We start from the raw sequence: 12,625 nt of genomic DNA, 5'->3' as shown, positions 1-12,625 counted from the left end.
GCTGCCTTTCTTTTTGTGCCACAAGTTGGCAAAATTAGTTATCAAAATCTGTTATTGTTGGGAATAATTATCAATTAGGAGTGGTTCTAATGTTAGAAAAAAAATATGGAATACTATTGGTAAATTTGGGAACGCCCGATGCCCCAACAACATCAGCAGTTAAACGCTATTTAGCAGAATTCTTAAGTGATCCCCGCGTTATTGATCTTTCCCCATTGATCTGGAAGCCTATTTTACATGGCGCTATTTTGCCAATTCGCGCTTCCAAAGTGGCAAAACTTTATGGCTCAATTTGGATGGATGAAGGCTCGCCATTATTAGTTTATTCACAGCGTCAAAAAGAAAAATTATCTGCATTTTTTCCTAATACGCCGATTGAACTGGGAATGACTTATGGCTCGCCGTCAATAAAGAGCGCTATCGACAGTTTGATTGCTCAAGATGTGACGGAATTGGTGGTTTTACCTCTGTATCCACAATATTCCTGCACCACGACTGCAGCTGTTTATGAAGCTATTACTCGCGCTTTTAAACCTATGCGGACTATTCCTTCTGTGCAGTTTATTCGTAGCTACGCGACGCACCCTGCGTATATTCAAGCGTTAGCTGAATCCATAGAGGCTAGTTTTGCTGAGCATGGTGAGCCGGATAGACTCATTCTCTCTTTTCACGGTATTCCGCAGCGCTACTGCGATTCTGGGGATATTTATGACAAAGAGTGTGAGCAAACGACGGAACTATTAAAGCAAGCGCTGAAATTTCCAAGTGACCGAGTTCTTATGACTTACCAATCTCGATTTGGGCGCGAGCCATGGTTAAGCCCATACACTGATCAGACGATGAAAAAACTGCCATCAGAGGGCGTTAAATCTGTTCAGGTTGTTTGCCCTGGTTTTTCAGTGGATTGTTTAGAAACGTTAGAAGAAATTAGTGAACAGAACAAAGAGTTCTTTTTACATAGTGGTGGTGAACAATACCGTTATATTCCTGCTCTGAATGACAGTGATATTAGTATCAATATGATTCAGTTAATTCTGAAAAATTACGTAAAAAGTGTTGTATAACCGTTAATATCATAAAGATGACTAATGGTTATATCCAAAACTCAAATTTAGACTATAATTACGACCTCAATATTCGACAGTATAATTTAGAGCTTGTTGTACGGAATTAACATGACTGAAAAAACCAATTTGTCTTCAGAATTAAAAAAGCAGTTAGAGCAAGACCCGCAATTTAAATTACAGCAAAATGATGAGATCGATCTCATGGCGCTAATCGCGGTTCTGTTTAAAAATAAACTCCTGATTATTATTGCAACAGTCATTGTTACCGCATTGAGTATTGGGGTCGTAAAAATGCTTCCTCAAAAGTGGACGAGTGAAGCAATTATTATCCCGCCAACCTCTGAAGAGCTAAAAGAAGTCAATGAATTTTCTGCGCGTTTAAGTGCGCTGGGAATGGATGTTGACCTTAGTTCTCAACGCATTTACAACGAATTTATTATTCAATACCGTTCCAAAGTTAACCAAGAAGCATTTGTAAAAAGCACCGATTATTTCAAAACGATGCTCGATAAGCTTGATAATAAAAATGATCCATTAGACGTTCAACGTTTGGTTAATCGAATTATTTCTGATTCCATTAAACTGAAATATAACGGAAAAGAAAAAGACAGTGATGATAGCGATATCGTTCTATCATTTACGGCGCCAACAGCAGTTGAAGCGCAAGATTTAATGGATGGGTATATTCGTTACACCGCGACACTCGTTCGTAAAAGAATGAAAACTGAAGTGGATAATGCGATTTCACGCCAATTGATTTATAGCGTAGAAGCGTTGAAGCAAGACACCACAAAAATCCAGATTGCTTATGATGTGAAAATTGAACGTTTGAAACGTGCAATTACCATTGCGAAGGCGGCAGGAATTACTCGCCCGATTGCGAGGGATTCGGTCGCAATCAATGATGATCCTGATTACCCAATTGCATTAGGTTCTGAAGCCTTAGAAGAAAAACTGGGTATTGAGTTAAAAAATCGTGATTTAGCGCTGATCAGTGAGAAACTGCAAAATGCGAGAGTTTATATTGATAACTTAAACTCACTGACTACCAAAGAATTAGATTTTGAGCCAGTTAGATTTATTCTGACACCGGATTTGCCTGTTGCGAAAGATTCGCCTAAATCCATGCTTATCGTTGCGTTAGGTGCTATTTTAGGCTTTATCATGAGCTGTGCATTCGTATTAGGTCGTGACCTGTACCGTAACTATAATCAGCAAAATATTCGCCATAAGTAATCCCTCAAGAGTGTAATAAAAATCTAACCAGTGCCTTTTTATCGAAGGGTGCTGGTTTTCTTTTATCGTGATAGAATACCGGAATGTTCCTTTTTTAATGTTCCCAATATGAAATTCCCCGGTCAACGCAAATCTAAACACTACTTTCCTGTCTCTCTGAGAGATCCTCTTTTGCAACCCATGAAAGAGATGATGTCTGACGATGAAAACTGCAAATCGTATATTGTGGGTATCGACCAAACACTCGTTGATATTGAAGCGAAAATTGATGATGAATTTATTGAACGTTATCAATTAAGTAAAGGTCATTCCTTAGTCATCGAAGATGATGCGGCAGAAGCACTCTATAAAGAGCTTACTGAACAAAAGCTAATTACCCATGAATTTGCGGGTGGAACAATCGGCAATACCCTCCACAATTACTCTGTTTTAGCGGATGACCGCTCCGTTTTATTGGGCACCATGTGCAACAACATTCAGATTGGTAGCTACGCATATCGCTACCTCTGTCATACCTCAAGTCGTATGGATTTGAATTACTTGCAAGGGGTAGATGGTCCAATTGGACGTTGCTTTACGCTGATCACTGAAAATGGTGAACGTACCTTTGCTATCAGCCCTGGGCACATGAATCGTTTGCATCCAGATAGTATTCCTGAGGATATTATTGCAGGGGCTTCCGCACTGGTATTAACCGCTTACTTAGTCCGTTGTAAGCCGGGGGAAACCATGCCTGATGCCACTATGCAGGCAATCCATTATGCGAAAAAACACAATGTTCCCGTGGTATTAACATTGGGAACTAAGTTTGTTATCGCTCAAGACCCACAATTCTGGCGTGATTTTCTTAAGGATCATGTTTCTGTGGTTGCGATGAACGAAGATGAAGCTTTGGAGCTAACCGGTTTTAGCGATCCATTATTAGCCTCCAATATGGCACTGGATTGGGTTGACCTTGTTCTGTGTACTGCGGGACCTTCTGGATTGTATATGGCAGGTTTTACTGAAGAAGAATATAAACGTAAAACGCAGCACCCATTACTACCAGGGGCGATTGCCGAATTTAATTTGTATGAGTTTAGCCGTGCAATGCGCATGCAGGATTGCCAACAGCCTCGTCGTATTTTCTCCCATATAGAGCCTTATATGGGGGGGCCTGAAAAAATCATGAATACCAATGGGGCTGGCGATGGGGCATTATCGGCATTACTGCATGATATTACGGCGAATTCATACCATCGCTCAAATGTTCCTAACTCCAGTAAACATGAACGTCAATACCTCACGTACTCCTCATTGGCGCAGGTGTGTAAGTATGCTAACCGTGTAAGCTATCAAGTCCTTTCCCAGCATTCTCCACGCTTAACACGCGGATTACCGGAAAAAGAAGATAGCTTAGAAGAGTCCTATTGGGACCGCTAAATATAAATGGGTAATGTAGAAATAAAAAAACACCTCGAATGAGGTGTTTTTGTTTTTATCAAGATGCGAGCTATTAAGCTTCTTTGGCGATCCCCGCAGGGTGCTCAGCTTTAACAGCCTCAACCGCTTTCTCATCTTCTTGCTCATAGCGCATAGCTTGTGGAACAGAGATTTTAATCGCAATAAATACCGCTAAGAAACCACCCACTAATTTACCTAACAAGATTGGCAACACTAATGTTGGTTGGAAATTTGCGGTAAAGGCTAAATGATCGCCAATAGTCGCTTGTGCGCATACCCCGAAAGCCACACACAACACCTTGTCTCTAGCACGCATCTCTTTGAATAAGTGGTAGGTCGCAATAATATTTGCCATCACCATAATAAATCCGAGTGAACCCGTGTCGCTCAGTTTTAATCGACGGCTAAGCGCACTAACTAACGGTTTGCAGTAGCGTTGGAACAGGTAACAGATAGGGAAAGTCCCTGCGAGCATAATCCCAATATAACCCGCAATTTCGATGGCACGGAACAACTCATTTTGGTCTGCAAACAACGGATCGAAACCCCATGCCCCGAATACTTTACTAAACACACCGGTAAAATGCTCGACGATCGAGAAAGCTAAAACGAGTTTAACGAAAGCATCCATGATCTTACCGAAGATCAAAAAGCCTGTAACCATTAACATTGGGCGATATTTTAAACCCGCAGCAAGTAAGAAACAGAAGACAAATAGTGGCATTAAATACTGCAACATCGTCAGAAAATCGAGGGTTAGCTGATGGGTTGCTGGGGAGTTAGTCGAGATAATATCGCGAACCGGAATATTATTAAGCGTGATCAGCAGTAATGATGCCAATACCCCAAATGGAATAGAGATCAATCCAGCCATTGCGCCTAAGGCTAAGTATTTGTGATCTTTGCGATTTAACATAGTTAAACCGACGGGGATCAGGTAAACAATTGTTGCGCCAGAGGTATAACCGATCAACATCGCAGTGATCCACATATCGCGATTCGTGGTTAAGGCATCGGCTAACTGATATCCACCCATATCCACGGCGATAATTGACAGTGCCGCAATAGAAACATCAGAGCCGACGGAACTGAATACCGGTCCTAAAATGTATGAGATTAATTGTGAAAGTAGCGGGACGGCAGCCATGATCCCTGCTTGAGCGAGAAACACGGGACCAATAGAAAAAATGCCGTTTACAAACTCTTTTCCAAGGTCACTGGCAGGTCTGACAATCGATGCGACGGCACCGATGACGGCTCCGCACATAATTAAGTAGATAATGTAGTTTCCGAATTCGGCCATAGTAGGGTTTCCTTTCTTTTTTATTGTTGGAAAATTAATTTCTTAGCTGGCGAGAACGGGCAATAATGTCGCGATACTGTTCCATTATGCCTTGCATGTTGGTACCATCAGGGCGTGTGACGCTGGTATTACGTCGTATCGCCATTTCATGACTTATTCCCAAACCTTTACGTGCAAGCAAGGCTGCCCCGAGAGCTGTGACTTCACGATTTGCTGGTGCTTCAATATTTTTTTGCAATAAATTAGCCAAAAACTGCTTAAAGTACTGATTTGACGATAACCCTCCATCGACTGAAATGGACTGACCTAATGGAGATATCTTCTCCATTGCGAAAATAACTTCGGCAGAACGCGCGGCAATTCCTTCTAAAACAGACTGCATCATGTCTTTCTTGTCGGTATCTAAAGACAGCCCAGCCCATAGACCGGCAGCGCTGCGATCCCAATAAGGACAACCTAGCCCTGAAAGTGCAGGAACAAACGCCAAACCGCGCTTAATGGCGGGTTCATCACGAAAATCAGCCAGCTCATCAAAATCCTCAAATAGACCGATTTTGCGTGCCCAATTGATTGCGGATGCAGCGTTATAGACGCCGCCATCTAAACCAAAAACAGGGTCTTCTCCTGGAAATTTCCAACATAAGGTTGGTAGTAATCCACTTTGGTGGGTTTGTGGAATATCGCTGCCCGTCAATGTCTGCAAAAAGGCACCTGTTCCAAAGGTAATTTTTGCATCCCCTTTTTGGCGGCAGCCATGCCCAAAGGTTCCGGCGAATTGATCGACAATAATGGCGGTCACTGGGGTGAGATGACCATCGAGATTAACGGCGCCAAAGTCACCGATGTTATCGCGTAGTGGCGGTAAACAGTGGATAGGGACACCAAAAATCTCACACAGTTGGGGATCCCACTCCAAAGTATGAATATTGAGCAGAGACGTACGTGATGCGGAGTTATAATCTGTCACGAAAACGTCGCATAAACGATCAAGGAAAAAAGCGTCCATGGTGCCGATACGTAGGCGATTTTTATCTGCAAGAGACTTAGCACCAACGACATTCTCCATGATCCATCCCATCTTACTGGCAGAAAAGTAAGGATCTAATGGCAAGCCAGATTTGGATTGTACAAGGGGCTCTAACCCCGCATTTTTAAGTTGCTGGATAGTTTTTTCAGTACGGAGATCTTGCCAAACAATTGCGTTATAGAGGGGGCGCTTCGTTTGAGCATCCCACGCAACAATACTTTCACCTTGGTGACAAATACCAATAGCATCAACGACTTCACAGCTATTCAGACATTTGATGATATTTACCAAGATCTCTTCTGGATCATGCTCAACCCAACCACTATTTAAGGTGATCTGTTTGTGCGGAATACTCATCGGGGAGTGATAATGACCGCCTTCTTCAAAGACGACGACCCGGGTTCCCGTTGTTCCCTGATCGATAGCGGCATAACGTTGATTGAGCATCTCTGAATTTCCCAGTGTTATAAATGTTGTAAATTGGTTTGTTTTTTTGCCTACTATCGTTCAAACGGAAATAAAATCCACAAAAAACTCACAGTAAGTTTCGTGAATGTGATAACTGTCACAATAAGATAACAATGTGAGAAGTTTTTGGTAGATTGCTGTGATTTGTGTTGTTTTATTTGTTGAGATTGTGGGAATTATGTGGTTTTATGTGTTCAAGTTTTATGTTAAGGATTTCAGCCATGAATGCTAATAATAAAAAAATGTGGGATGTCATTGTGATTGGCGGTGGTGTCATTGGCTGTGCAGTGACCCGAAAATTCACATTGATGGGAGCTAAAACGCTGCTATTAGAGCGTGGCGGCGATATTTTATCAGGGGCAAGTAAAGCAAATAGCGCGTTGTTACATACTGGTTTTGATGCCACACCAGGGACATTAGAATTGGAATGTATGCAAGATGGGTATCGGGAGTTCATTGATATTAGAGAAAAAATGAATTTACCGTTACTCAAAACAGGTGCGTTGGTTGTGGCTTGGAACGAAGAGCAGCTCAATAAGCTGCCGAGCATTGTAGACCAAGCACATACCAATAATGTCATGGATGTGGGAATGATAGATAAAGAAGAACTTTATCGTCGAGAGCCACATTTGGCGCAAGGCGCACTCGCCGCGGTTGAAGTTCCAGGGGAGTCCGTTATTGACCCATGGAGCACACCACTGGCGTATTTAACCCAAGCCGTGAAGCATGGCGCAGAATATCAATTTCACTGTGAAGTGACTTCCGGTGAGTTAAATGCGGGAATTTGGACATTATCCACATCAAAAGGTGAGTTTTCGGCCCGATTAGTGATTAACTGTGCTGGTATTAACGGGGATATTGTGGAATCTATTTGCCATCCTTCCCCGTTTGAAATTAAACCGCGTAAAGGTCAATTTTTGGTGTATGACAAAGCGGCGGCAGCGGATATCAATGCGATTATTCTGCCTGTACCGACAGCGATCACTAAAGGTGTTTTATTGTCGAAAACGATTTTCGGTAACTTATTGTTAGGTCCAACGGCAGAAGAACAACAAGACCGTTGGAAGGCTGAGGTGAAGCAGGACGTTCTACAAGATTTAATTGACCAAGGCTCCCGTATGTTGCCATCGTTACATAACTACAGTGTGACAGCGACCTATGCAGGCTTACGCCCTGCAACAGAAGAAAAATATTATCGTATTAATGATTATCCCGAAAAACAGTGGATTTGCGCGGGTGGAATTCGCTCAACAGGTTTAACCGCAGCACTGGGCGTTGCTAATCATTTAGGGAAACTGTATCAAGAGAATTTTGAAGCGTTATTTGAGCTATCTCCGCCAACAGACTTGATTTGGCCTAAAATGCCAATGCTTTCTGAATATGAAGAACGCGATTATCAATGCAAAAATAATGGCGGGATTGTGTGCCATTGTGAATTGGTCACTCAACGTGAAATTGAAGCGACGTTTGATTCTGATATTCCGCCTGAATGTTTAGGGGCTCTTCGTCGCCGAACTCGAGTCATGATGGGGCGTTGTAATGGTTTTTATTGTAGTAGTCAGGTTGCTGAAATTATTAATGGTCGCTTTGACAATACATTAGCGGTGGAGGCAGTGAAATGAGTGTAAATTACGATGTGATTATCATTGGCTCCGGTCCCGCAGGTATGGCGGCGGCACAAACGTTACGCCGCCGCGGTATTCATAATATCGCGATTTTAGAGCGAGAAGCCCATGCGGGGGGCGTTCCTCGTCATTGCCAGCATCCGACATTTGGCTTGCTCGCGTTTAAGCGCTCAATGAAAGGCAACCAGTTTGCTGAGCGGATTGTCAAAAATTTGGGCGATACCCCCATACTGACACGTAGTACGGTTACGCAATTACAACCGAATGGTGTCTTGACGGTGACAACACCGGATGGCGCTGTCGAAATGCGTGCTAAGCGTATTTTAATTGCGACGGGCGTTCGCGAAACACCACGCCATCCTCGATTGGTTTCTGGTTTGCGTCCCCAAGGTATTTTGACTGCTGGCGCATTACAGCAATTTGTCTATTTGAAAGGGCAAAAACCGTGTTTGAATCCCGTGATTGTTGGTAGTGAGTTAGTCAGCTTTTCCGCGTTATGGACATTAAAAAATGCAGGCGTAAAAGCCAAAGCGATGATTGAGAGTGGCGAACGAATTCTGGCGTTTAAACCCGCTTCACTGTTTGCCAAAGCCATGGGCACTCCAGTGTATCTGAAGAGTAAAATCACCGAAATTGGCGGTTTAGATCGAGTGGAGTATGTGATGGTAGAAACTGCAGGAGAAATTCGCAAAATTGTTTGTGACTCCGTGATTTTTACTGGCGGGTTTGTGGGGGAAAATACGTTAATTCGTAAGAGCCATTTGAATTTTGATGCCAGTACGGGGAAACCGGTGACAGACCAGCGTAGCCGCTGCTCTGATGCTAGTTATTATGCGGCAGGTAACATGCTACATCCGGCAGATATGGGGGATCAATGTTACCAAGAAGGCGTGATTACGGGCGGATATATTGCGGATGATTTATTAGCGAATCATCACCACATGGGTGTATCTCAAGGAAAAAGATTACCAATCCAATTTGCTGAGCCGATTCGTTTTACCGTGCCTGCATGTATCGATATGTCCGAATGTATGACTGAAAAAGTGGATTTCAACATCAAAGTCAACACGGCGATAACCGGTACAATCCGAGTGATGGCAGGAAACACATTGTTGTACGAAAAACGCCATCGTTGCTTACCGACGCGTCGTATTTTGCTGAAAAATATCGATTTAACAAAAATCCAAGCGAGTGCTACTGAAATTACTGTCACTGTTGTATAGTGCTGGAAATGTTAAATGGTCAGAAGGATTAAACTATGTGTGAGGGACGCTCCTCAAAAGTACGACACCAAACCATTATTGAGATGTTATCAACTCAAGGTCAGGTGTATGTGCAGGAGCTTGCAACGCATTTTAATGTCGCGCAAGAAACTATCCGTCGTGATCTGAGTAAACTCGAAACTCAAAAATTATTAAAGAAAGTTCACGGTGGGGCTGTCAACATTCAGTCAAAATTTGAGCGTAATTTTACCGAACGAGCTCAAGCTGCTGTCGATGAAAAGAAAGCGATAGCAGCAAAAGCCGCAGAGTTAATTAAGCCTGGAGACACGCTGTTTATTGATTTTGGGACCACAACATTTGAGTTTAGCCAACGAATTAAATCGATAGATAACATTACCGTGATCACCAACTCACCATTGTTAGCGAGTACCTTGCAGGAAAACCCTTCTATCGAAACAATTTTGATTGGTGGGCAATTTAATGCGGCGCAAAATGCCTGTTTAGGCGCAATCGCATTAAAAAATATTACTGAATTTTATGCAGACTATGCAGTTATCGGTGCAGGGGCTTTTCATCCTCAGCATGGTGTAATGGATCAACACGTTGATGAGGCAGCCATTGCGCAAAAAATGCGGGAAAACAGCGATAAGTTAATGGTGTTAGCGGATGGAACAAAAGCCCATAAACATGCGATTAACTTTGTGGCAGGGTGGGAAAATATTGATTACCTCATTACAACCAGCAAAGAGTTTAAATTAGCTGAAAATAAAAAACGCCCGAAAACCAAAATTATCATTGCAGATATTCTGTAAGCCATAAAAATCAAAGTATTACTCATTTAATTTATACCCTATGGAAAATAATTCATTTATTTTTCATAGGATTACTTTGCTTAAAATTCGTTACATACGACACTAGGAATTAAAATGAAACTCTATTTTATTGCGTGCCCATACTCTGATCCTGATAGTAATGTTGTGGAAATGCGTTTCCAAACTTGTACCCAATATGCCGCGGAATTAGCGCTTAAAGGAATTGCAACTTATAGCCAAATTACCATGACTCATCCAATCAACCAGTACTTAGCTTCTCAAGGGCAAAAAGTGGCATGGTCAGAGATTGATATGGAGTTTTTAAAGCGCTGTGATGGTTTGATTGTTCTGACGCTAGCGGGATGGGAAAAAAGCGGTGGTGTTGCTGCAGAAATTCAATTCTTCAAAGATAAAGGCTTGCCCGTATGGACTGACAAGGAATTTGCAGAGCAGGTCGTGAATTCATAATGAAAAAGCCGTAACGATGAGTTACGGCTTTTTTTAGTGCTAATAGAATGTGGTCTTAGTGGCTCGGTTTTAGATATTCATCTAAATTTTTACCTTCACCATTATTGCCATCATTATCTTCTGGGATCGCACATCCGAACTCTGCCACATCATTGCACATTAATGTGGTGATGGATTTCGCAATCTCATGCTCACCAATAATAATATGGTCGGCTCCACGCTCTTTGATAAAGCTCACTTCATCATCATAGTGTGCACGAACTACCACGGTAAGATCAGGGTTCAGCTCTTTCGCTGTCGCAACAATTTCACCGGCTTCATAACCGTTTGGAATGGTCAGTAACAGGGATTTTGCACATTCAATACGCGCCAGGCTTAGAATGTCTTTACTTGCACCATTGCCTAAGATTGCACAGAAGCCATTTTCAGCGAGTTCTTCAAAGCGTGCGCGGGTATCTTCAATCACAACCAGAGGAATTTCACGGCGGCGTAGTTTATCTGCTAGCATTCCACCAACGCGACCATAGCCTACAATCACTGCGTGACCACAAATATCGACTGGAATTTGCGTTTCTTCTTCCAGTGTTTCCTCGAGAAGTTGCTCTTCGATGGTTTCGGTTTTTTCCAGATATTTATCCAGTAAGCTGAATAACACTGGGTTTAACATGATAGAGACAATCGCACCAGCTAACACTAGGTTTTGCGCGTCTTTATCCATGACCCCGAGCGCGAGCCCCATGCCTGCCAGAATAAAGGCAAACTCACCAATTTGCGCTAAGCTGACCGAAATCGTTAATGCGGTACGCCGTGAGTGCCCAAACAGACGAACGAGCACCAGCGCCGCCGCCGATTTACCGATGATAATGATACCGAGAACAGCGAGGATACCTAACGGTTGCTCAAGGAGAACCACTGGATCGAATAGCATTCCGACGGAGACGAAGAACAGGACTGCAAAAGCATCTCGTAGTGGTAAAGTATCCTGAGCTGCACGATGGCTAAGCTCTGATTCATTCAGCACCATACCTGCGAAGAAGGCACCTAGCGCGAAGGAGGCGTCAAAAATCGCGACAGCAGCATAGGCGATACCTAATGCAAGTGCTAAAACAGCCAGCGTAAACAGTTCACGGGAGCCGGTGGATGCTGTGCGAGACAATATCCATGGGATAACTTTTCGCCCGATAACAATCATAATCACAATAAAGGCAACGACTTTACCTATCGTCCATCCAAGGCTCATCGCTAATTCGCCAAAACTGGCTTCATTGCTATCCATGATGCCTGCGGCTGCCGGTAAAAGTACTAAGGCGAGAACCATGGCTAAATCTTCAACGATCAGCCAGCCAATGGCGATTTGCCCACGTTGGCTTTCAATGAGTTGTCTCTCTTCGAGTGCGCGTAGTAAGACAACAGTACTTGCTGTTGAAAGACAGAGACCGAAGACAATACCTGTAAATACGCTCCATCCGAATAACATCGACAAGCCAAGACCTAACAACGTAGCAACGGCTATTTGTGCGATGGCTCCGGGAATAGCGATAGCTTTTACGGCTAATAAATCTTTTAGTGAGAAATGTAGACCAACACCAAACATCAAAAGAATGACCCCGATCTCAGCGAGTTCAGGGGCGAGGGTGGTGTCTGCAACAAAACCGGGGGTAAAAGGACCCGCTAATACACCTGCCGCAAGATAACCGACAAGTGGAGAAATTTTTAAGCGCTGTGCGAGCATGCCTAATAAATATGCAAGGGCGAGACCACCAACAATGGTTGTAATTAAGGGCGTTGAATGCTCCATTAAGTCTCCTCTGGTTTGTTTATGAATAAAAAGGTGGGTACATGCCTTTGGCTTTCAAAATGTTGATGACGTTAATCACCATTTTGAAATACAAATTGCCTGTTTTTTTATTTTAACGGTTTTGAACACAAATTTCTTTAAAAAAGTGTCAGGTT

The 12,625-nt window shown here is 42.9% G+C and carries 10 protein-coding genes; 7 read left to right on the top strand and 3 right to left on the bottom strand.

Features of this window, described 5'->3' with window-relative positions; all coding sequences use genetic code 11:
- Window positions 1-89 precede the first annotated feature (89 nt).
- From hemH to PR766_RS10020, 3 genes are all read left to right on the top strand, one after another.
- A complete protein-coding gene (gene hemH, locus PR766_RS10030) occupies window positions 90-1,064 on the top strand; it encodes a ferrochelatase (RefSeq protein ID WP_006661077.1) in 975 nt (324 codons plus the stop codon).
- Window positions 1,065-1,175: 111 nt separating this feature from the next.
- Window positions 1,176-2,303: an LPS O-antigen length regulator Wzz(fepE) gene (wzz(fepE), locus tag PR766_RS10025; protein WP_154636215.1), complete on the top strand. Its 1,128-nt coding sequence runs from the start codon at window positions 1,176-1,178 to the stop codon at window positions 2,301-2,303.
- 108 nt (window positions 2,304-2,411) lie between these two features.
- Window positions 2,412-3,725 carry an inosine/guanosine kinase gene (locus PR766_RS10020; protein WP_006659285.1) on the top strand — a complete coding sequence of 438 codons (1,314 nt, stop codon included), beginning with the start codon at window positions 2,412-2,414 and terminating at the stop codon, window positions 3,723-3,725.
- A 73-nt stretch (window positions 3,726-3,798) separates the two neighbouring features.
- Here the strand turns inward: PR766_RS10020 and eutH are convergent, their stop codons facing one another.
- Both eutH and PR766_RS10010 read right to left on the bottom strand, forming a co-directional pair.
- Complete coding sequence (eutH, locus tag PR766_RS10015; protein WP_036952538.1) at window positions 3,799-5,049, bottom strand: ethanolamine utilization protein EutH; 1,251 nt, start codon at window positions 5,047-5,049, stop codon at window positions 3,799-3,801.
- 34 nt (window positions 5,050-5,083) lie between these two features.
- The gene (locus PR766_RS10010; protein WP_154631062.1) at window positions 5,084-6,523 is read right to left on the bottom strand and encodes an FGGY family carbohydrate kinase; all 1,440 of its coding nucleotides are present in this window, start codon (window positions 6,521-6,523) and stop codon (window positions 5,084-5,086) included.
- A 242-nt stretch (window positions 6,524-6,765) separates the two neighbouring features.
- On the opposite strand from PR766_RS10010, the gene PR766_RS10005 reads away from it, so the two are divergent.
- From PR766_RS10005 to PR766_RS09990, 4 genes are all read left to right on the top strand, one after another.
- Window positions 6,766-8,166 (top strand): NAD(P)/FAD-dependent oxidoreductase, encoded by a 1,401-nt coding sequence (locus PR766_RS10005; RefSeq protein ID WP_006661081.1) that lies wholly within the window; start codon window positions 6,766-6,768, stop codon window positions 8,164-8,166.
- Complete coding sequence (locus tag PR766_RS10000) at window positions 8,163-9,392, top strand: NAD(P)/FAD-dependent oxidoreductase (RefSeq protein WP_154636216.1); 1,230 nt, start codon at window positions 8,163-8,165, stop codon at window positions 9,390-9,392. Before PR766_RS10005 ends, PR766_RS10000 begins: the two co-directional genes overlap by 4 nt.
- 35 nt (window positions 9,393-9,427) lie before the next feature.
- Window positions 9,428-10,204 carry a DeoR/GlpR family DNA-binding transcription regulator gene (locus PR766_RS09995; RefSeq protein ID WP_006661083.1) on the top strand — a complete coding sequence of 259 codons (777 nt, stop codon included), beginning with the start codon at window positions 9,428-9,430 and terminating at the stop codon, window positions 10,202-10,204.
- 114 nt (window positions 10,205-10,318) lie between these two features.
- Window positions 10,319-10,672, top strand: a complete 354-nt coding sequence (locus PR766_RS09990; RefSeq protein ID WP_154636217.1) for a DUF1937 family protein — start codon at window positions 10,319-10,321, stop codon at window positions 10,670-10,672.
- A 55-nt stretch (window positions 10,673-10,727) separates the two neighbouring features.
- Here the strand turns inward: PR766_RS09990 and ybaL are convergent, their stop codons facing one another.
- Window positions 10,728-12,470, bottom strand: coding sequence for a YbaL family putative K(+) efflux transporter (gene ybaL / locus PR766_RS09985; protein ID WP_036961631.1), 1,743 nt, complete (start codon window positions 12,468-12,470; stop codon window positions 10,728-10,730).
- Between the last annotated feature and the right edge of the window lie 155 nt (window positions 12,471-12,625).

Source organism: Providencia sp. PROV208 (assembly GCF_028479465.1).
In the GTDB taxonomy this organism is placed as follows: Bacteria; Pseudomonadota; Gammaproteobacteria; order Enterobacterales; family Enterobacteriaceae; genus Providencia; species Providencia alcalifaciens.
Note: the sequence above shows the minus strand (reverse complement) of the source record. Positions and strands in the feature narration are given on the sequence as shown.

Coding starts and splice junctions, on each gene's coding strand:
- hemH (WP_006661077.1), top strand. CDS start 90: ATGTTAGAAAAAAAATATGGAATACTATTGGTAAATTTGGGAACGCCC.
- PR766_RS10020 (WP_006659285.1), top strand. CDS start 2,412: ATGAAATTCCCCGGTCAACGCAAATCTAAACACTACTTTCCTGTCTCT.
- eutH (WP_036952538.1), bottom strand. CDS start 5,049: ATGGCCGAATTCGGAAACTACATTATCTACTTAATTATGTGCGGAGCC.
- PR766_RS10010 (WP_154631062.1), bottom strand. CDS start 6,523: ATGCTCAATCAACGTTATGCCGCTATCGATCAGGGAACAACGGGAACC.
- PR766_RS10005 (WP_006661081.1), top strand. CDS start 6,766: ATGAATGCTAATAATAAAAAAATGTGGGATGTCATTGTGATTGGCGGT.
- PR766_RS10000 (WP_154636216.1), top strand. CDS start 8,163: ATGAGTGTAAATTACGATGTGATTATCATTGGCTCCGGTCCCGCAGGT.
- PR766_RS09995 (WP_006661083.1), top strand. CDS start 9,428: ATGTGTGAGGGACGCTCCTCAAAAGTACGACACCAAACCATTATTGAG.
- PR766_RS09990 (WP_154636217.1), top strand. CDS start 10,319: ATGAAACTCTATTTTATTGCGTGCCCATACTCTGATCCTGATAGTAAT.
- ybaL (WP_036961631.1), bottom strand. CDS start 12,470: ATGGAGCATTCAACGCCCTTAATTACAACCATTGTTGGTGGTCTCGCC.